Source organism: Sphingomonas kyeonggiensis (assembly GCF_014204495.1).
GTDB lineage: Bacteria > Pseudomonadota > Alphaproteobacteria > Sphingomonadales > Sphingomonadaceae > Sphingomonas > Sphingomonas kyeonggiensis_A.
In genome coordinates this window covers 547,620-566,621 of sequence record NZ_JACHLN010000002.1, presented here as the reverse complement: position 1 = coordinate 566,621, position 19,002 = coordinate 547,620, and the positions used below count along the sequence as shown (strand labels likewise).

General features: G+C 65.7%; 24 protein-coding genes. 22 read left to right on the top strand and 2 right to left on the bottom strand.

What is annotated here, in order from left to right; genetic code table 11:
- The first annotated feature begins 50 nt into the window (after window positions 1-50).
- Window positions 51-1,244 carry a phosphoglycerate kinase gene (locus HNP52_RS10375; RefSeq protein WP_184166447.1) on the top strand — a complete coding sequence of 398 codons (1,194 nt, stop codon included), beginning with the start codon at window positions 51-53 and terminating at the stop codon, window positions 1,242-1,244.
- A 39-nt stretch (window positions 1,245-1,283) separates the two neighbouring features.
- Here the strand turns inward: HNP52_RS10375 and HNP52_RS10370 are convergent, their stop codons facing one another.
- Entirely contained in the window at window positions 1,284-1,808 is a 525-nt protein-coding gene (locus HNP52_RS10370) for a TlpA family protein disulfide reductase (RefSeq protein WP_409372620.1), read from the bottom strand.
- Between the two features lie 180 nt (window positions 1,809-1,988).
- On the opposite strand from HNP52_RS10370, the gene HNP52_RS10365 reads away from it, so the two are divergent.
- From HNP52_RS10365 to HNP52_RS10350, 4 genes are all read left to right on the top strand, one after another.
- Window positions 1,989-2,903: a class I fructose-bisphosphate aldolase gene (locus HNP52_RS10365; protein ID WP_184166445.1), complete on the top strand. Its 915-nt coding sequence runs from the start codon at window positions 1,989-1,991 to the stop codon at window positions 2,901-2,903.
- Window positions 2,904-2,905: 2 nt separating this feature from the next.
- Window positions 2,906-3,385, top strand: a complete 480-nt coding sequence (locus HNP52_RS10360; protein WP_184166443.1) for a hypothetical protein — start codon at window positions 2,906-2,908, stop codon at window positions 3,383-3,385.
- Window positions 3,386-3,462: 77 nt separating this feature from the next.
- Window positions 3,463-3,765, top strand: coding sequence for a putative quinol monooxygenase (locus tag HNP52_RS10355; protein WP_260396048.1), 303 nt, complete (start codon window positions 3,463-3,465; stop codon window positions 3,763-3,765).
- The gene (locus HNP52_RS10350; RefSeq protein ID WP_184166439.1) at window positions 3,765-4,433 is read left to right on the top strand and encodes an O-methyltransferase; all 669 of its coding nucleotides are present in this window, start codon (window positions 3,765-3,767) and stop codon (window positions 4,431-4,433) included. The genes HNP52_RS10355 and HNP52_RS10350 overlap by 1 nt, the downstream gene beginning before the upstream one ends.
- Here HNP52_RS10350 and HNP52_RS10345 read toward each other — a convergent pair.
- Window positions 4,430-4,918 carry a DUF805 domain-containing protein gene (locus tag HNP52_RS10345; protein WP_184166437.1) on the bottom strand — a complete coding sequence of 163 codons (489 nt, stop codon included), beginning with the start codon at window positions 4,916-4,918 and terminating at the stop codon, window positions 4,430-4,432. The two genes, HNP52_RS10350 and HNP52_RS10345, sit on opposite strands and share 4 nt — an antisense overlap.
- A 117-nt stretch (window positions 4,919-5,035) precedes the next feature.
- Between HNP52_RS10345 and thiE the strand changes: the two genes are divergently transcribed.
- The 17 genes from thiE to nuoI all read left to right on the top strand — a co-directional run bounded on the left by thiE (window position 5,036) and on the right by nuoI (window position 18,975).
- Window positions 5,036-5,722 carry a thiamine phosphate synthase gene (gene thiE / locus HNP52_RS10340; protein WP_184166434.1) on the top strand — a complete coding sequence of 229 codons (687 nt, stop codon included), beginning with the start codon at window positions 5,036-5,038 and terminating at the stop codon, window positions 5,720-5,722.
- Between the two features lie 63 nt (window positions 5,723-5,785).
- Window positions 5,786-6,793 (top strand): L,D-transpeptidase, encoded by a 1,008-nt coding sequence (locus HNP52_RS10335; protein WP_311768439.1) that lies wholly within the window; start codon window positions 5,786-5,788, stop codon window positions 6,791-6,793.
- A gap of 5 nt (window positions 6,794-6,798) precedes the next feature.
- On the top strand, window positions 6,799-7,401 hold the full coding sequence (locus HNP52_RS10330) for a M23 family metallopeptidase (RefSeq protein WP_184166431.1): 603 nt from the start codon (window positions 6,799-6,801) through the stop codon (window positions 7,399-7,401).
- A 155-nt stretch (window positions 7,402-7,556) separates the two neighbouring features.
- On the top strand, window positions 7,557-8,120 hold the full coding sequence (efp, locus tag HNP52_RS10325; protein ID WP_184166428.1) for an elongation factor P: 564 nt from the start codon (window positions 7,557-7,559) through the stop codon (window positions 8,118-8,120).
- A 165-nt stretch (window positions 8,121-8,285) separates the two neighbouring features.
- Window positions 8,286-9,101, top strand: a complete 816-nt coding sequence (locus tag HNP52_RS10320; RefSeq protein ID WP_184166424.1) for an inositol monophosphatase family protein — start codon at window positions 8,286-8,288, stop codon at window positions 9,099-9,101.
- Window positions 9,102-9,281: 180 nt separating this feature from the next.
- Window positions 9,282-9,656, top strand: a complete 375-nt coding sequence (locus tag HNP52_RS10315; protein ID WP_086129639.1) for an NADH-quinone oxidoreductase subunit A — start codon at window positions 9,282-9,284, stop codon at window positions 9,654-9,656.
- Window positions 9,647-10,189: an NADH-quinone oxidoreductase subunit B family protein gene (locus HNP52_RS10310; RefSeq protein WP_184166422.1), complete on the top strand. Its 543-nt coding sequence runs from the start codon at window positions 9,647-9,649 to the stop codon at window positions 10,187-10,189. Before HNP52_RS10315 ends, HNP52_RS10310 begins: the two co-directional genes overlap by 10 nt.
- A gap of 5 nt (window positions 10,190-10,194) precedes the next feature.
- Window positions 10,195-11,103 carry an NADH-quinone oxidoreductase subunit C gene (locus HNP52_RS10305; protein ID WP_184168281.1) on the top strand — a complete coding sequence of 303 codons (909 nt, stop codon included), beginning with the start codon at window positions 10,195-10,197 and terminating at the stop codon, window positions 11,101-11,103.
- A complete protein-coding gene (locus HNP52_RS10300) occupies window positions 11,103-12,338 on the top strand; it encodes an NADH-quinone oxidoreductase subunit D (RefSeq protein WP_184166419.1) in 1,236 nt (411 codons plus the stop codon). The genes HNP52_RS10305 and HNP52_RS10300 overlap by 1 nt, the downstream gene beginning before the upstream one ends.
- Window positions 12,335-12,673 (top strand): nuclear transport factor 2 family protein, encoded by a 339-nt coding sequence (locus HNP52_RS10295; protein WP_184166416.1) that lies wholly within the window; start codon window positions 12,335-12,337, stop codon window positions 12,671-12,673. Before HNP52_RS10300 ends, HNP52_RS10295 begins: the two co-directional genes overlap by 4 nt.
- Window positions 12,673-13,341 carry an NAD(P)H-dependent oxidoreductase subunit E gene (locus HNP52_RS10290; RefSeq protein WP_184166413.1) on the top strand — a complete coding sequence of 223 codons (669 nt, stop codon included), beginning with the start codon at window positions 12,673-12,675 and terminating at the stop codon, window positions 13,339-13,341. The genes HNP52_RS10295 and HNP52_RS10290 overlap by 1 nt, the downstream gene beginning before the upstream one ends.
- On the top strand, window positions 13,341-13,514 hold the full coding sequence (locus tag HNP52_RS10285) for a hypothetical protein (RefSeq protein ID WP_184166411.1): 174 nt from the start codon (window positions 13,341-13,343) through the stop codon (window positions 13,512-13,514). Before HNP52_RS10290 ends, HNP52_RS10285 begins: the two co-directional genes overlap by 1 nt.
- Window positions 13,515-14,813 carry an NADH-quinone oxidoreductase subunit NuoF gene (gene nuoF / locus HNP52_RS10280; protein ID WP_184166408.1) on the top strand — a complete coding sequence of 433 codons (1,299 nt, stop codon included), beginning with the start codon at window positions 13,515-13,517 and terminating at the stop codon, window positions 14,811-14,813. It begins immediately after the preceding gene.
- On the top strand, window positions 14,810-15,439 hold the full coding sequence (locus HNP52_RS10275; protein ID WP_184166405.1) for a hypothetical protein: 630 nt from the start codon (window positions 14,810-14,812) through the stop codon (window positions 15,437-15,439). The genes nuoF and HNP52_RS10275 overlap by 4 nt, the downstream gene beginning before the upstream one ends.
- 1 nt (window position 15,440) lies before the next feature.
- Window positions 15,441-17,441, top strand: a complete 2,001-nt coding sequence (gene nuoG / locus HNP52_RS10270) for an NADH-quinone oxidoreductase subunit NuoG (protein ID WP_184166403.1) — start codon at window positions 15,441-15,443, stop codon at window positions 17,439-17,441.
- On the top strand, window positions 17,438-18,490 hold the full coding sequence (gene nuoH, locus HNP52_RS10265) for an NADH-quinone oxidoreductase subunit NuoH (RefSeq protein ID WP_184166400.1): 1,053 nt from the start codon (window positions 17,438-17,440) through the stop codon (window positions 18,488-18,490). The genes nuoG and nuoH overlap by 4 nt, the downstream gene beginning before the upstream one ends.
- Complete coding sequence (gene nuoI, locus HNP52_RS10260; protein ID WP_184166397.1) at window positions 18,487-18,975, top strand: NADH-quinone oxidoreductase subunit NuoI; 489 nt, start codon at window positions 18,487-18,489, stop codon at window positions 18,973-18,975. Before nuoH ends, nuoI begins: the two co-directional genes overlap by 4 nt.
- Window positions 18,976-19,002: the final 27 nt, after the last annotated feature.

The following is a 19,002-nucleotide window of genomic DNA, read 5'->3' as shown; positions in this document are numbered from 1 at the left end:
TGCGCCGGGATGACGGGGATAGGGCGACCGCTCGATTTGTGAGGGACGAAATGGCGCGCAACTTCAAGACGCTCGACGACATGGGCGATATCGCCGGCAAGCGCGTGCTGGTCCGCGAGGACCTCAACGTGCCGATGGCCGATGGCCAGGTGACCGACGACACCCGGCTGCGCGCCGCCGTGCAGACCGTCGCCGAGCTGGCGGACAAGGGCGCCAAGGTTATCGTCCTCGCGCATTTCGGCCGCCCCAAGGGGCAGCGTAACCCCGAGATGAGCCTGTCGCTGGTCACCCAGCCGTTCGCCCATGTGCTGGGCCGCGAAGTCCGCTTCGTCGACACCGATGGCGCGGCCGAGGCGATCGCGGCGATGGGCGAGGGCGATATCGCTCTGCTCGAGAATACTCGCTTCGATCCGGGCGAAGAGAAGAACACGCCCGAGGCGATCGACGCGCTTGCGGCACTCGGCGACCTCTACGTCAACGACGCATTCTCGGCCGCGCACCGCGCCCATGCCTCGACCGAGGGCCTGGCGCACAAGCTGCCTGCCTTCGCCGGCCGCCAGATGGAAGCCGAGCTCGACGCGCTCGACAAGGCGCTCGGCAATCCCGAGCATCCGGTCGCGGCGGTTGTCGGGGGTGCCAAGGTCTCCTCGAAGCTCGACGTGCTGCGCCATCTGGTCGAGAAGGTCGATCACCTGATCATCGGCGGCGGCATGGCCAACACCTTCCTCGCCGCGCGCGGCGTGGATGTGGGCAAGTCGCTGTGCGAGCACGACCTGACCGGCACCGCCGAGGAAATCCTCGACGCGGCCGACCGCGCCAACTGCACCGTGCACCTGCCCTATGACGTGGTCGTGGCGAAGGAGTTCGCGGCGAACCCGCCGAGCCTGCGCACGGTCAACGTCCACGAAGTCGCGGCCGACGAGATGATCCTCGACATCGGCCCGGCGGCGACCGAAGCGCTTGCCGATGTGCTCAAGACCTGCCGCACCCTGGTGTGGAACGGCCCGCTCGGCGCGTTCGAGACCCCGCCGTTCGACACCGCGACGGTGTCGCTGGCGAAGACCGCCGCGGCGCTGACCAAGGAAGGCCAGCTCGTCTCGGTCGCCGGTGGTGGTGACACGGTGGCGGCACTCAACCAGGCCGGCGTCTCGGGGGATTTCACCTTCGTCTCGACCGCGGGCGGTGCCTTCCTCGAATGGATGGAAGGCAAGGAGCTGCCCGGCGTCGCCGCGCTGGCAGGCTGAAACCGGCCCTGGGGGCGCCCTGCGGCGTCCCCGCCCGGGCTATTTCACTTTCTCGTTGAGCAGCGGCACGAGCAGTTCGTTCAGCCGGTCGAGGTCCAGCGCCGCGGCCTTGGCGTAGCGGACGACGCCGTTCCGATCGATGATGATGTTGGTCGGCACGGCGTTCCCCACCACGTCATACGGCCCCTTGATCGAGCGCACCGGATCGATGTGCATCACGTCGAACAGCTTCTTGAGCTGATAGACCGGCAGCGAATCTTCCGTGGCGACGGCGTAGACGCGCAGCCCGGCATCCTTGCGCAGCTCATAATAGCGATCGAGCGTCGGCAGCTCCTTGCGGCAGGGCGCGCACCAGGTCGCCCAGAAGTTCAGGACGATGACGTTGCCGCGGAGCTCGTCGAGCGAGACCTTGTTGCCGCCGCGGATCAACCGGAGCGTGAAGGGCGGGGCGGGCTGGCCGACCTTGACGGCTGCGACCATGGGTGCCGGCGCCGGTGCGGCCCCGAGCAGCGAGAATGGCAGCGCAGCAAGCGCCAGCCGCGTGCAAAGTGCAGAAATCCCCATGGCTTTTCCCCCTCTAGCCGAGGCCATGCTGTCTCCGGCCCACGGCGCCGTCAAGCGCGGGATCGGAACCGCTCATCGTCGCTTGCAGAAAAGCTTGCACGGTGGCAGCGTTGTCAGGCTTTTCGCCTGCAAATCCGGGCGATAGGGGCTCCCCAACACCAGATATGCAAGGGGATACAGATGTCGATCACGCCGGCCGTAAAAGCCATTCTCGCGAACTATGAATCCGACAATCCCGGCGTGAAGGCGAACCTCGCCCGCATCCTGATGCAGGGCAGGCTGGGCGGCACGGGCAAGCTGATCATCCTGCCGGTCGATCAGGGCTTCGAGCATGGCCCGGCGCGCAGCTTCGCGGTGAACCCGGATGCCTATGATCCCCATTACCACTACCAGCTGGCGATCGACGCGGGCCTGAGTGCCTATGCCGCGCCGCTGGGCATGATCGAGGCGGGTGCCGACACCTTTGCCGGCCAGATCCCGACGATCCTCAAGGTCAACAGCTCGAACAGCTGGGCGACCAGCAACAACCAGGCCGTGACGGGCGGCGTGGACGACGCGCTGCGGCTGGGCTGTGCCGCGATCGGCTTCACCATCTATCCGGGCTCGGAAGACGTGTTCGAGATGATCGAGGAGATCAAGGAACTGCGCGCCGAGGCGGCCTCGGTCGGCATCGCGACGGTGATCTGGTCCTATCCGCGCGGCGGCAAGCTGAGCAAGGACGGCGAGCTGGCGCTCGACGTCGGCGCCTATGCCGCGCACATCGCCGCGCTGCTCGGCGCGCACATCATCAAGGTGAAGCTGCCGAGCGCGCATATCGAGCAGAAGGACGCGCAGAAGGTGTATGAAGGCACCGACTGGTCGAGCCAGGCCGACCGGGTGAAGCATGTCGTGAAGAGCTGCTTCAACGGTCGCCGCATCGTGGTCTTCTCGGGCGGCGCGGCCAAGGGCGCCGACGCCGTCTACCAGGACGCGATCGACATCCGTGACGGCGGCGGCAACGGCTCGATCATCGGGCGCAACACCTTCCAGCGCCCGCGTGCGGAAGCGCTGGCGATGCTCGACAAGCTGGTCGGCATCTACAAGGGCGAGCAATAAGCTTGGCCGCGAGCGAACACCCCTATCATCGCAGCCTCGCGCCGATGATGTGGGTGTTCGCCGCGCTTGCCGGGCTGGAGCTGGCGGTCGTCCATTTCCTGCTGGCGCTGTGGGACTGGCGGGTGGCGATGGTCGTCACGCTGGCCAGCCTGGCGGGCGTGGTGTGGCTGGTGCATGCGATCCGCTCCTTTCGGCGGCTGCCCGTGCTGGTGGATGGCGAGCGGCTGGTCCTGCGGGCAGGCCATATCGCCGGGGTCGAGGTTCCGGTGGCGCGCGTCTCGGCGGTACGCACCAGCTGGGAGGGCGCGGAGATCAAGCGGCGCGACGCGCTCAATCTCGGCCTGATCGCCTACCCGAATTTGCTGGTCGAGCTGGACGAACCGATCTTACGGCGGCGCAGGGCGATCCGGGCAGTGGCGCACCGCTTCGACGATCCGGCAGCCTTCATCGCGGCGCTGGAAGCGGCTAGGGTGGCCGCATGACCATTGCCCGCAGACCCGTTTTGGCCGGCTTCGCACTCGCGTTGCTGGGCACGCCCGCCTTGGCCAGGGAGTTCCGGATGGAAGACGCGCTTTACGGGATGATCGGCAAGATCAAGGCCCAGCCGGGCAAGCGCGCCGAGCTGATCGCGCTGCTGAGCGGCGGCGCCGCCGACATGCCCGGCTGCATCGCCTATCTGATTGCCGAGGACCTGGGCGATGCCGACGGCATCTGGATCACCGAGGTGTGGAAGTCGAAGCAGTTCCACGCCGACTCGCTCAAGCTGCCGGCGGTGCGGGACGCGATCGCGAGGGGACGGCCGCTGATCGCCGGGTTCGAGACGCATGTCGAGACGCGACCGGTGAACGGCGCGGCGCGCTGATGGAGCGGCGCTGGGCCGAGGTTGACGGTTATATCGCCGACAGGCTGCTTGGCGACGATCCAGTGCTTGATGCCGCGCTGGCGGCGAATGCTGCGGGCGGGCTGCCGCCGATCGACGTGTCGGCGGCGCAGGGCAGGATGCTCGAGCTGCTGGCGCGGATGTCCGGCGCGCGGCGTATCCTCGAAGTGGGTACGCTGGGCGGCTATTCGACGATCTGGCTGGCGCGGGCCTTGCCCGAGGACGGGCGGCTGTTGACGCTGGAGCTGGAGCCGCATCATGCCGAGGTGGCGCGGACCAATCTTGCCCGGGCGGGCTTTGCCGACCGCTGCGAGGTTCGGGTCGGGCCCGCGGTGGATACGCTGGCGGCGATGGTCGCGGCGGGCGAGGGGCCGTTCGACCTGGTCTTCATCGATGCCGACAAGCCGAGCAATGTCGCCTATCTCGAGGCAGCGCTGGCGCTCACCCGGCCGGGCAGCGTGATCCTGGTCGATAACGTGATCCGCGAGGGAAACATCCTCGATCCCGACAATGCCGACCCGCGGGTGATCGGCGCGCGGGCGCTGTTCGATGCGGTTTCCGTCGAGCCCCGCCTCGACGCCACCGCCATCCAGACGGTCGGCGACAAGGGCTGGGACGGCTTCCTGATGGCGGTGGTGCGCGGCGGCTAGGCCTTGCCCGGCGGGACATGCTCGCGAAGCTCACGCATCTGCCGTTCATAATGTTCGCGCGATTCCCAGCCGAGTGGGTGCGGGCCATAGGCGTTGGGACCGAAGGTGCCGGGCCAGAACAGCAGCGCGAGCCACAGGACGAGCGCAACGACGATGAGGATGCTGAGCCCCGGCAAGGCGGCGAGGCCTGCCAGCGCGACGAAGCCGAGGAGCCACCAGCCCGGCTTGCCGATGTCGTGGAGCCGGGCGATGGCGACGACGATCAGCGCCAGGTTGAACGCTGCCTCCAGCGCGACATACCAGAGCGGAAAGGCCGCCGGATGCGTGAGCGCGCCGGAGCGGAAGCCGAGCTGGATCGCGCCGATGTCGATCTGCTGGAAGGCGAAGAACTTGATCGCCGAGAAGCCCAGGCTGCCGAGCACCAGCCACAGGAACATCGCGCCGCGACCGCAGCGCCCGATCGGCCATTTGAACATGCTGAACATGCGAATCCCCCTTTTTCGCCTGCTAACCGGGGTGATCCTGCCTTGGCGCGGGACGGGCTGTCACGCCCTTTCGATCGAGAGTGGTGCAGTCAGGCGGCTTTCGCTAAGGCAGCCGGGATGACCGACCTTGATGAAGACGGCCTGCCGCCGCTCGACCCGAATTTCGCCGACCAGTTCGTGCGCGACGTGCGCCGGCCGAAGTGCCAGCTCTATCTGATCTCGCCGCTCGATGTGGCGGGCGCCTTCCCGGAGCGCCTCAAGCGCGCGCTCGGCGCGGGGGCGGTCGCCGCCTTCCAGTTCCGGGTGAAGGGTGTCGATCAGCATGAGGCGGCACGGCTTGGCGAGCCGCTGCGCCAGATCTGTGCGGATGCCGACGTGGCGTTCATCGTCAACGACGACGTCAGCCTGGCCAAGCGGCTCGGCGCGGACGGCGTGCATCTGGGGCAGGGCGATGGCGATCCGCGCGAGGCGCGTTCGGTGCTCGGCCCGGAAGTGCAGATCGGCGTGACCTGCCATGACAGCCGCCATCTGGCGATGGAAGCGGGCGAGGCGGGCGCGGACTATGTCGCGTTCGGCGCCTTCTATCCGACCACGACCAAGGAGACCAAGCATCGGCCCGAGCCGGTGATCCTGAGCTGGTGGTCGGCGCTGTTCGAGCTGCCCTGCGTCGCGATCGGCGGGATCACGCCGTACAACGCCGCGCCGCTGGTCAAGGCGGGGGCGGACTTCCTGGCGGTTTCCAACGCCGTGTGGGGCGGGGACGAGGAAGCGGCTATCAAGGCGTTCGCGGCGGTGCTGGCCTAACGAAACCAACCCGGAGTTCCAGCCGTTGTTCTTGCGGAACGTCGTCTGCAGGAGCTTGATTTGGTGCGGAAATTCCTTGGGTTGTCGGCTTGCCTCGCCTTTGCCTCGCTCGGTCCCGGTGCATTCGCGCAGGCGGGAACTTCGGGCAAGCCGCCGATCGACTATACCATCCTCCATGCCCAGGTGATCCTCGATCATCTCGGCTTCTCGCCGGGCATTCTCGATGGGCGGGAGGGGCAGTCGCTCACGGCGGCGCTCAAGGGCTTCCAGACTTCGCGCGGGATGACGCCCAGCGGCAAGCTGGATGCGTCGACGCTCAAGGCGCTGGCACCCTATGCCTCGCTGCGACCCGTGCGAAAGCTGACGCTCGATGCGGAGACCCTGAAGGGGCCGTACGTCAATCCGATCCCTAAGGATCCGGAGAAGCAGGCGAAGCTGCCATCGCTTGGTTACACCCGTCCACTCGAGAAGCTGGCCGAGATGTTCCACACCACGCCGGAGGTGCTGGTGGAGCTGAACCCGGGCGGCAAGGCGATCGGGCCGGGGGCGGAGTTCATCTTCCCCAACGCGCTGCCTGCCTCGCGCGACTATCCGGCGGACATCAAGCCGGAGTGGCGCCAGACGCTCACCATGCTCAATGTCGAGGCCAAGGTGCCGGAGGCGGACCATCTCGTCGTCGACAAGAGCGAGAAGGTGCTCAAGGTGTTCGACAAGCAGGACCGCCTTGTCGCACAGTTCAACGCGACGATGGGCAGCGCGCATGATCCGCTGCCCATCGGTATCTGGAAGATCTATGGGGCGGACACCAACCCCAAGTTCCACTACAACCCCAAGCTGTTCTGGGACGCGAAGAAGGGCAGTGACCCGGCGATGTTGCCGCCGGGACCCAATGGCCCGGTGGGGGTGGTGTGGCTGGACCTGTCGAAGGAGCATTACGGCATCCATGGCACGCCCGAACCGCAGACGATCGGCCGCACCGAAAGCCATGGCTGCATCCGCCTGACCAATTGGGATGCCACCCGGCTCGCGCTGATGGTCAAGCCGGGCACCAAGGCCGTATTCCAGGAATAGGGGCGATGCTGGTCTGGGCGAAACGGATCGGCTGGGGGATGGGTGCGCTGCTGTTGCTGCTTGCGCTGGCCTTTCTCTCGCTGGTCCGGATCACCGTCCAGCCTGCGGCGTCTCCCGCGTCGCAATCGGTCGGAACGGAGCCTGCGTCGGCGCCAGCTGCGGGCAACGGCGACCCGGTCGCCCTGATCATCCCGGTGGAGGGTGTCGCGGCGCGGCAGCTCAGCGACACCTGGGGGCAGAGCCGGGGCGGGGGCACTCGTGAGCATCATGCGATCGACATCATGGCGCCGCACGGTACGCCGGTACTCGCGGCCGCCTCGGGCACGGTCGAAAAGATCTTCGAGAGCGTGAATGGCGGGCATACCCTCTATGTCCGCACCCGCGATCGCACGACGATCCACTATTATGCGCATCTCGATACCTATCTGGTCGCCGAGAAGCAGGTCGTGCGGCAGGGCGAGCAGATCGCGACGGTGGGCAATACCGGCAGCGCGCAGGGCGGGGCACCGCATCTCCATTTCGAGATCAAGCTGATGCAGCCGGGCGAAGGCTGGTGGCAGGGCCGGAACATAAATCCCTATCCGCTGCTGCGGGATGCCGATCGATAGTCCGTCATCGCTGTGAAAGCCGGGATCTCGCGCCGCAAAGGGACAGCGTGCGGCACGAGGCCCCGGCTTTCACCCGCGCGGGATGGCTTGCCGAAGACGCCGCACGCGGCTAAAGGCGCGCGCTCAGCTCTTTCTCAGTTCCATAGGTCTCGACCATGAAGATCAGCGGCGTGGACATCCGTCCCGGCAACATCATCGAATATGAAAACGGCATCTGGCGTGCCGTGAAGATCCAGCACACGCAGCCCGGCAAGGGCGGTGCGTACATGCAGGTCGAGCTCAAGAACCTTCGCGACGGCCGCAAGAACAACGTCCGCTTCCGCTCGGCGGAAACGGTCGAGCGCGTGCGCCTCGACACCAAGGACTTCCAGTTCCTGTATCCGGAAGGCGACACGCTCGTCTTCATGGACAAGGAAACCTATGACCAGACCACGCTGCCGCGCGACCTGCTCGGCGACGCGGCTGCCTTCCTGCAGGACGGCATGGACGTGGTGATGGAACTCTATGACGAAGAAGCCATCAGCGTGCAGCTGCCCGACACGATCGAAGCGACGATCGTCGAGGCCGATGCCGTGGTGAAGGGCCAGACGGCCTCGTCGTCGTACAAGCCGGCCGTGCTCGACAACGGCGTGCGCATCATGGTGCCGCCGCATATCGCTTCGGGCACCCGCATCGTCGTCGACGTGTACGAGCAGGCCTACGTCCGCCGCGCGGATTGATTTGCATTCTTGGCCCTCTCCCGCTTTCGCGGGAGAGGGTTGGGTGAGGGCGTTCTTCTGCCGGCGAAAGCCCGAAGAAGAAGGCTCTCACCCTCCCATCGCTAAGGCGATGGGTCCCTCCCTTTCCCGCAAATGCGGGAGAGGTGTTCGTGTGGAGCATTTGAATTGGTAGCCCATTCCGGCCTCATCACCGTCATGGAGCGCGCCTGCCGCAAGGCCGGCCCGCGCCTGCGTCGCGACTTCAACGAGGTCCAGCACCTCCAGGTCAGCCGCAAGGGTCCGGCCGACTTTGTCAGCATCGCCGACAAGCGCGCCGAGGACACGTTGATCGAAGAGCTGCAGAAGGCGCGTCCTGACTGGGGCTTCCTGGTCGAGGAGCGCGGCGAGATCGCCGGCGATCCGGACAAGCCGCGCTGGATCATCGATCCGCTCGACGGCACCAGCAACTTCCTCCACGGCATCCCGCATTTCTGCATCTCGATCGCGGTCGAGGATCCGCGTGGCGCCCAGGGCAAGCCCGAGGTGACGCACGCCTATATCTACCAGCCGCTGACCGACGAGAGCTTCTGGTCGGAAAAGGGCCGCGGTGCCTGGCTGCAGGACCAGCGCCTGCGCGTTTCGGCCCGTCGTCACCTCGACGAAGCGCTGATCGCGACGGGCATCCCGTTCCTTGGGCACAGTAATTTCGCCGAGTGGAGCCGCATCTTCGGTGCCGTGGCGCCGGAAGTGGCGGGGATTCGCCGGCTTGGCGCGGCCGCGCTCGACCTGGCCTGGGTCGCCGCGGGCCGCTTCGACGGTTTCTGGGAATCGGACCTCAAGCCCTGGGACGTGGCTGCCGGCATGCTGCTGGTGAAGGAAGCCGGCGGGTTCGTAACCGATTACCGTGGCCAGGACCTGGCGCGCGAGCGCAACCAGTATCTCGCGGCCAATGACGTGCTGCACTCCAAGCTGCACAAGCTGGTGGCTGGCGCGCTGCGCTGAGCGCCGCTCCCGTAAAACATCGCATTTCAAAGGATTTACCCGGCCGCGTTGCCGGGTTTTTCCGTTTGGGCTCCGCGCGGACTTATTGCGAGTGATTCTCAGGGGTTAGAACCCTTGCCGCACTCGGCTCATCGTCCTAAAGCCCCCGTCAGATTCCGCAGTCGCGAGAAGAGAAGGCCATTGGTCGACCTGTCACAATATCTGCCGATCCTGTTGTTCCTCGGGGTCGCCCTCGCGCTTTCCAGCGCCTTCGTGTTCCTGCCCATGCTGGTCAGCCGGCTGACGGGCTCGCACAAGCCGACGGAAGCAAAGCTCAGCGAATATGAGTGCGGTTTCCCCGCATTCGAGGATTCGCGCAGCCAGTTCGACGTGCGCTTCTACCTCGTCGCCATCCTGTTCATCATCTTCGATCTCGAAGCTGCGTTCCTGTACCCGTGGGCCGTCTCGGTCTTCTCGCTGGGCTGGACCGCCTGGATCTCGATGATGATCTTCATCGCCGAGCTCACGCTCGGCCTCGTCTACGCCTGGAAGAAGGGAGCGCTCGAATGGGAGTAGAGCTCACCACGACGCCGCCCCCGCCGGGAACCCTCCCGGACGTCGGCTTCCTGAACGACATCAACGCCGAGATCGGCGACAAGGGTTTCCTGGTCACCTCGACCGAGGAGCTGTTCCAGTGGGCCCGTACCGGCTCGCTGTGGTGGATGACCTTCGGTCTCGCCTGCTGCGCGGTCGAGATGATCCACGTCAACATGCCGCGCTACGACATGGAGCGCTTCGGTGCTGCGCCGCGCGCATCGCCGCGCCAGTCGGACGTGATGATCGTCGCCGGTACGCTGTGCAACAAGATGGCTCCGGCCCTCCGCAAGGTCTATGACCAGATGTCGGAGCCGAAGTACGTCATCTCGATGGGCAGCTGCGCCAATGGCGGCGGCTATTACCACTATAGCTACAGCGTCGTGCGCGGCTGCGACCGGATCGTGCCGGTGGACATCTATGTCCCGGGCTGCCCGCCGACCGCCGAAGCGCTGCTGTATGGCATCATGCAGCTGCAGCGTAAGATCCGTCGCGTCGGGACGATCGAACGATGAGCGCCGTGAAGACCGTGGCGCCGCGCTATGCGTCGAACGAAGGCGTGATCGACGCGGCCAAGGCCGCGTTGGGCGACATTCTGGTCCATGCCGAGGACAAGGTCGGCGAAGTGAACCTGACGCTCGACCGCGCCCGCGTGGTCGAGGGCATGACGCTGCTGCGTGACACGCCCGGCCTCGAGTTCCAGCAGCTGATGGAAATCGCCGGTGTCGACTATCCAGAGCGCCCCGAGCGTTTCGAAGTGGTCTATTGCCTGCTCAGCCTGACGCGGAACCACCGCATCAAGGTGAAGGCGATCACCGACGAGGAGCAGGCTGTTCCGTCCGTCACGGGCATCTGGCCGGTCGCCGGCTGGCTCGAGCGCGAAGTCTACGACATGTACGGCGTGCTCTTCTCGGGCAACACCGACCTGCGCCGTATCCTGACCGACTATGGTTTCGTCGGGCACCCGCAGCGCAAGGACTTCCCGCTGACCGGCTTCGTCGAGCTGCGGTACTCCGAGGAAGCGAAGCGCGTGGTCTATGAGCCCGTCACGCTGGCCCAGGACTTCCGCACGTTCGACTTCATGAGCCCGTGGGAAGGCGCCGAATATATCCTGCCGGGCGACGAGAAATATGTCGCGCCGACGCCGCCGGCTCCGCCGCCCGCGCCTGCTGCGAAGCCAGCTCCCGCGCCTGCTCCGGCCGTTGCGCCGCAGCCCGAGGCAAAGGGTGCGCCGACGCCGCTGACCGCCGACGAGATCCGCAAGGCTCCGGCGGCCAAGCCGGCCAGGGCCAAGGTGACCAAGCCGAAGACCAGCGACAGCACCGCCGACACCGGCGCGGGCAAGTCGGGTCCCGAGGCCGGGCCGGAGCCCGCCGAAAAGAAACCCCGCAAGCCGCGCGTCAAGAAGGCGCCGGAGGGTGAAGCGTAATGGCTGATTATCTCGACGAGATCGAAGGCGTCATCGACGGCGGCAAGCCGGAGAAGGGCGACACGGAGATCGCGAACTACACGATCAACTTCGGCCCGCAGCATCCGGCGGCCCACGGCGTGCTGCGCCTGGTGACCGAGCTGGACGGCGAGATCATCGAGCGCGTCGATCCGCACGTCGGTCTGCTCCACCGCGGCACCGAGAAGCTGATCGAGTACAAGACCTACACCCAGGCGCTGCCGTATTTCGATCGCCTCGATTACTGCTCGCCGCTGGGCATGGAATACAGCTATGTGCTGGCGGTTGAGAAGCTGCTCGACCTCGAGGTTCCGCTTCGTGGCCAGTACCTCCGCGTGTTCTTCGCCGAGCTGACCCGCATCTGCAATCACATGCTGAACCTCGGTTCGCACGTGATGGACGTCGGCGCGATGACGCCGAACCTGTGGATGTTCGAGATCCGCGAGGACTGCCTGAACTTCTTCGAGCGTGCTTCGGGCGCGCGCATGCACTCGAACTATTTCCGCGTGGGCGGCGTCCGCCAGGACGTGCCGCTCAAGCTGCTGACCGACATCGCCGAGTGGCTCGACACGCGCCTGCCGCGCCTGTTCGGGGATGCTATCAGCCTGGTGGCCGAGAACCGCATCTTCCTGCAGCGTAACGTCGACATCGCGGTGGTGAGCCGCGAGGACGCGGTGGCCTGGGGCTTCTCGGGCCCGATGATCCGCGGCGCGGGCATTCCGTGGGACCTGCGCAAGTCGCAGCCCTATGACGTGTACGACCGCATGGACTTCGAGGTGCCGGTCGGCACCCGTGGCGACTGCTATGACCGGTTCATGGTTCGCGTCGAGGAAGTCTATCAGTCCGCGCGCATCATGAAGCAGTGCCTCCAGCAGATGCCGGAAGGCCCCGTGCTCACCCTCGATCGCAAGGTCGCGCCGCCCCGTCGTGGCGAGATGAAGCAGTCGATGGAAGCGCTGATCCACCATTTCAAGCTCTTCACCGAAGGCTATCACGTGCCTGCCGGCGAAGTGTATGTCGCGACCGAGAGCCCGAAGGGCGAGTTCGGCGTGTATCTGGTCTCGGACGGCACCAACAAGCCGTATCGCTGCAAGATCCGCCCGACGGCGTTCAGCCACTTGCAGGCGATGGACTTCATGTCGAAGGGCCATATGCTCGCCGACATCACCGCCATCCTGGGTGCGCTCGACATCGTGTTCGGGGAGTGCGACCGGTGAGCGCCGACCGTATCGCCATCACGCATCAGATGATCGCGCACTACAATGCGCAGGACGCTGACGCCTATGTCGAGCTGATGACCGACGGTGCCTGCGAGGCGGGCTATCGCGGCGCGGTGCTGCGCGAGGGCAAGGAAGGTGTGCGCTCGGGGCTCAAGGCGATGTTCGCCGAGTTCCCGCAGAACAGCGCCGAAATCCTGACCAGCTATGCGCTGGGCGACACCGTCGTCCTGCACGAGAAGGTCGCGCGGTCGCCCGAGAGCGATCCGTTCGAAGTTATGTCGATCTATTCCTTTGCCGACGGCAAGGTCGATCGCGTGGAGTTCATTCGTTAATGGCTGACGCACCCCAACTCCCCGATGAAGCGGAGGTCCGCGCGCGCTGGGGCAATTTCCAGTGGACGCCGGAGAATGCCGAGAAGGCACGCGAGATTATGGGCCGCTATCCGGCGGGCCGGCAGATGTCGTGCACCATCCCGTATCTGGATCTCGCCCAGCGCCAGGTCGGCGCCGAGACCAATACCCAGGGCTGGTTGCCGATCCCGGTGATCGAGTTCATCGCGAAGCAGCTCGACATGCCGTATATCCGCGTGTTCGAAGTCGCGACCTTCTACACCATGTTCAATCTGGTGCCGGTCGGCCGCTTCCACGTGCAGGTCTGCGGCACGACGCCGTGCATGCTGCGCGGTTCGGACGACGTGATGGCGGCGTGCAAGGCGCGCGGGCTCAAGAAGGGCCACACCACCGAGGACGGCCTGTTCACGCTGACCGAAGTCGAGTGCATGGGCAATTGCTCGTCCGCGCCGATGGTGCAGATCAACGACGATAACTTCGAAGACCTCACCTATGATCGCACGCTGACGATCCTCGACGCGCTGGCCAAGGGCGAGAGCCCCAAGCCCGGCACGCAGGAGCCCGGCCGCCACACGGTCGAGCCGCTCGGCGCGCCGACCAACCTGGCCGCGATGGAAACCGCGAACCACGATTATCGGGGCGAGTGGTGATGAAGCAGGAGACCAAGAACCTCGTCTTCGTCATCCTCGCGATCATCGGCGGCATCGTCGTGCTCGGCTGGGCGCTCAAGCTTGCGTTCAAGCTGGTCGGCATCGCGATCGTGCTCGGCCTGGCCGTGCTCGCATATATTTTCATTCAGAACATGGTGGGGAAGGGTCGATAGATGCTCGCGGATAAGGACCGCATCTTCACCAATGTCTACGGTTTCCAGCCGTGGAACCTGCCGGCTGCCCAGAAGCGCGGCGATTGGGACAAGACCAAGGATCTGATGTCGATCGGCCAGGACGCCATCATCGACAAGATCAAGGCTTCGGGCCTGCGCGGCCGCGGCGGCGCGGGCTTCCCGACCGGCATGAAGTGGAGCTTCATGCCCAAGGAACCGCGCCCGGACCGGCCGAACTTCCTGGTGATCAACGCCGACGAGTCCGAGCCGGGCTCGTGCAAGGACCGCGAGATCATCCGCCACGATCCGCACAAGCTGATCGAAGGCGCGCTGATCGCCGGCTTCGCGATGCGCGCGCGTGCGGCCTATATCTATATCCGCGGCGAATATATCCGCGAAGCCGAGACGCTCTTCGCGGCCGTGAAGGAGGCATATGACGCCGGCCTGCTCGGCAAGAACGCGTGCAAGTCGGGCTATGACTTCGACGTGTTCGTGCACCGCGGCGCGGGTGCGTACATCTGCGGCGAAGAGACCGCGATGCTCGAGAGCCTCGAGGGCAAGAAGGGCCAGCCCCGCCTGAAGCCGCCGTTCCCGGCGGGTGCGGGCCTGTATGGCTGCCCGACCACGGTGAACAACGTCGAGTCGATCGCGGTTGTCCCGACGATCCTGCGGCGTGGCCCCGAGTGGTTCTCCAGCTTCGGCAACGAGAACAACCGCGGCACCAAGCTCTTCCAGATTTCGGGCCATGTCGAGAAGCCGTGCGTGGTCGAAGAGGCCATGTCGATCCCGTTCCGCGAGCTGATCGAGAAGCATTGCGGCGGTATCCGTGGCGGTTGGGACAACCTGCTCGCGGTGATCCCGGGTGGCTCCTCGGTGCCGCTGGTTCCGGCGGCGCAGATCATGGACTGCCCGATGGACTTTGACGGCCTGCGCGCCCTCGGTTCGGGTCTGGGCACTGCCGCGATCATCGTGATGGACAAGTCGACCGACGTCGTCCGCGCGATCAGCCGCCTGTCGTACTTCTACAAGCATGAGAGCTGCGGCCAGTGCACGCCGTGCCGCGAAGGCACCGGCTGGATGTGGCGCGTGATGGAGCGCCTGCGCACCGGCGACGCCGACATCAGCGAGATCGACACGCTGCAGCAGGTGACCAAGCAGGTGGAAGGCCACACGATCTGCGCGCTCGGCGACGCCGCCGCCTGGCCGATCCAGGGCCTGATCCGGCACTTCCGCCCCGAGCTTGAGCGCCGCATCAACGAGCGCCAGGCCGGCAACGGCATGCAGGAGGCGGCGGAGTGAAGGCCGCACTGGCCTTTATCCTTGCAGCGGGTTGTGCCCTCGGCGCGGTCGCGCCTGCGCATGCGCAGAGCGACGGTGGTGCCGAGGCGCGGAAGAACCGCGACGCCGAACGGAATGCCATCGAGCTGATGGGCTGCCTTGCGCGCAGCGAAAAGCGCCAGGCCGCCGCGGTGATCGGGCTCGAGCCCGGTTCCGAGGCCGAGGGCAAGGCATTCATGGGCCTGTTCGACAGTGCCCGCATGTGCGTACCGCGCGGCAAGAAGGTGAACACGCAGGGTGTGAACCTGCGCGGCGTGCTTGCCGAGGCGCTGTATGTGCGCACCTTCCGTGATGCCGGCCCCGCTTCGGGTGCCGCGCAGCCGGACTGGCTCAAGCAGCCGACGCACGCGGCCTATGCGGTCGTCCAGTGCGCCGCTGAGAAGGATCCGGTTGCGGCCGATCGCCTGCTCCGCACCCAGTGGCATTCGCCCGAGGAAGTCGCGGCCGCGGATGCGCTGCTGCCCACGCTCCAGACCTGTGCCAATGGCCGCCAGGTCAATTTCGATCGCGTCACCCTGCACGGGCTGATCGCGGAAGCATTGTTCAGGGCGCGCGGCGGCTTGTCCGCGTCCGAGGGAAATAGCTGAGATGCCAAAGCTAACCGTCGACGGAATTGAAGTGGAGGTGCCCGCGGGCGCCACCGTGCTCCAGGCCTGCGAGGCCGCGGGCAAGGAAATTCCGCGCTTCTGCTATCATGAGCGCCTGTCGATCGCCGGCAATTGCCGCATGTGCCTCGTCGAGGTGAAGCCCGGGCCGCCCAAGCCCCAGGCTTCGTGTGCGCTGCCCGCCGCCGACAACCAGGAAATCCGCACGGACTCGCCGATGGTGAAGGCCGCACGCGAAGGCGTGATGGAGTTCCTGCTGATCAATCACCCGCTCGACTGCCCGATCTGCGATCAGGGCGGCGAGTGCGACCTGCAGGACCAGTCGGTCGCCTATGGTCGCGGCCACTCGCGCTATACCGAGAACAAGCGCGCGGTGACCGAGAAGTATATGGGTCCGATCATCAAGACGATCATGACCCGCTGCATCCAGTGCACCCGCTGCGTTCGCTTCGGCGAGGAAGTGGCCGGCGTGGAGGATATCGGCGCGATCTATCGCGGCGAGAACATGCAGATCACGACCTATCTCGAGAAGGCGTTCAAGAGCGAGCTCTCGGGCAATGTCGCCGACCTCTGCCCGGTCGGCGCGCTGACCCACAAGCCGGTCGCCTTCGAGTATCGCTCGTGGGAGCTCAAGAAGAACCTCTCGATCGACGTGATGGACGCGGTCGGCACCAACATCCGCCTCGACAGCCGTGGTCGTCAGGTGATGCGCGTGCTTCCGCGGATCAACGAAGACGTCAACGAAGAGTGGGCGCACGACAAGACCCGCTATCACGTTGACGCGCTGGTTCGCCGCCGTCTCGACAAGCCCTATGTCCGCAAGGACGGCAAGGTGGTCGAAGCGAGCTGGGACGAAGCGTTCGATGCGATCGCGGCTGCTGCCAAGGCTGCCGGCTCGAGCGTTGCCGCCGTCGCCGGCGATCTCGTCGATTGCGAGACCATGTTCGCGGCCAAGTCGCTGGTGAAGGCACTGGGTTCGGACCTGCTCGAAGGGCGCCAGACCGGCCTGTCCTATGACGTGTCGAACCTCGGCTCGGTGGCGTTCAACACGACCATCGCCGGGATCGAGGAAGCGGACGCGATCCTGCTGGTCGGCTCGAACCTGCGTTTCGAAGCCCCGCTGATCAACACGCGTATCCGCAAGGCGATCAAGAAGGGCGCGAAGGTCTTCGCGATCGGCGAAGAGACCGACCTGACCTACAAGGTCGAGTGGCTGGGCAACGACCTGGGCCTGCTCGCCAAGCTGCCGGCTTCGGCCGCCGAAGCGATCGACGCGGCCAAGAAGCCCGTCCTGATCGTCGGCCCGGCCGCGCTCAAGGAAGGGCAGGGCGCCACGCTCGCCATGGCTTCGGCCTTCCAGCGTGATGGCTGGAACGGCTTCAACGTCGTCCATACCGCTGCTGCGCGCATGGGCGGGCTGATGCTTGGCTATGCCCAGAAGGGCGGCATCGCGGATATCATCGCGGCTGCGCCTAAGCTCGCTTTCTTCCTCGGTGCCGATGAAGTGAACTTCGAAGGCTTCAAGGACAGCTTCAAGGTCTATGTCGGCCATCACGGCGACAATGGCGCGCATCATGCGGACGTCATCCTGCCGGGGGCGACCTATGCCGAGAAGCCGGGCACCTATGTGAACCTGGAAGGCCGCGTGCAGCGTGCTGACCGTGCCGTGTTCGCGCCGGGCGATGCTCGCGAGGATTGGACGATCCTGCGCGCGCTTTCGGATCGCCTGGGCCACACGCTGCCGTTCGACACGTTCGAGCAGTTGCGCGCCCAGATGGCGAGCGAAGTGCCGGCGCTGGGCCAGGAAGGCCTTGCCGGCTACGCGTTCTCGCCGCCGAAGCTTGCCGCCAAGGCATCGGGCCCGGTCGGCTATGCCGTCGCCGATTTCTATCTCACCAACGCCATCTGCCGTGCTTCGCCGACCATGCAGCGCTGCTCGGCCGAACTGATCCACGGCGAAGACTTCGCAGAGGCCGCAGAATGACGTCCTGGTTTACCTATCTCGGCCTCCCGTTCGGCCTGGCGTGGTTCGTCGCCACGCTGATCGACATCCTGGTCATCGCGCTGCCGCTGATGCTGGCCGTGGCGATGGTCATCTATGTCGACCGCAAGATCTGGGCGGCCATGGCGCTGCGCCGCGGCCCGAACGTGGTCGGCCCGCTCGGCTTGCTCCAGTCGTTCGCGGACGGCCTCAAGGTCTTCCTGCAGGAAACGATCATTCCGTCGGGCGCAAACAAGACGCTGTTCCTGCTCGGCCCGATCATCACCTTCACGGTGGCGCTGATCGTGTGGGCGGTGGTGCCGTTCCAGTTCGGCGTGGTGCTGGCCAACATCAATGTCGGCCTGCTCTACGTGCTCGCGGCCTCGTCGCTCGGCGTCTACGGCATCATCCTGGCCGGCTGGGCGTCGAACTCGAAATACCCGTTCTACTCGGCGATCCGTGCGGCCGCGCAGATGGTGAGCTACGAAGTCTCGATCGGCTTCGTGCTGATCTCGATCGTGCTGTGGACCGGCTCCTTCAACATGACCGACATCGTCGAGCATCAGAAGGGCCATGTCCTCGGCATCTTCAACTTCTATGCGCTGAACCCGCTGCTGTTCCCGATGGCCGTGGTGTTCTTCATCTCGTCGCTCGCCGAGACCCAGCGCGCGCCATTCGACCTTACCGAGGCCGAGAGCGAGCTCGTCGCGGGCTATCAGACCGAATATTCGTCGATGGCCTTCGCGCTGTTCTGGCTCGGTGAGTACGGTAACGTGCTGCTGATGAGCGCGCTCAACGCGACTTTGTTCTGGGGCGGCTACCTGCCGCCGCTGGATATCCCGATCCTCTACTGGATCCCGGGCATCATCTGGCTGCTGCTCAAGATCAGCTTCGGCTTCTTCCTGTTCAGCTGGGTCAAGGCCACGGTGCCCAGGTACCGCTATGACCAGCTGATGCGCCTGGGCTGGAAGATCTTCCTGCCGCTGTCGCTTCTCTTCGTCTTCCTCGTTTCCGGGTACCTCATGCTGACCCGGGTTGGAGTGCCCGCATGAGCACCGTCGCCCATTTCATCAAGACCTGGACTCTCTGGGAGTTCGTGAAGGCGCACGCCCTGACCTTGAAGTATTTCTTCAAGCCCAAGGCGACCATTAACTACCCGTACGAGAAGAACCCGCTCTCGCCCCGCTTCCGCGGCGAGCATGCGCTGCGTCGCTATCCCAATGGCGAAGAGCGCTGCATCGCGTGCAAGCTGTGCGAAGCGGTCTGCCCGGCGCTGGCGATCACGATCGAGGCCGAGCCGCGCGAGGACGGCAGCCGCCGCACCACGCGCTACGACATCGACATGACCAAGTGCATCTATTGCGGCCTGTGCCAGGAAGCATGCCCGGTCGACGCGATCGTCGAAGGGCCGAACTTCGAGTTCGCCACCGAAACCCGTGAGGAGCTGATCTACCAGAAGGAGAAGCTGCTCGCGAACGGTGATCGCTGGGAGCGCGCGATCGCCGCGAACCTTGCCGCCGATGCACCGTATCGTTAAGCGCACGCCAATCTACAGGGGCCATCA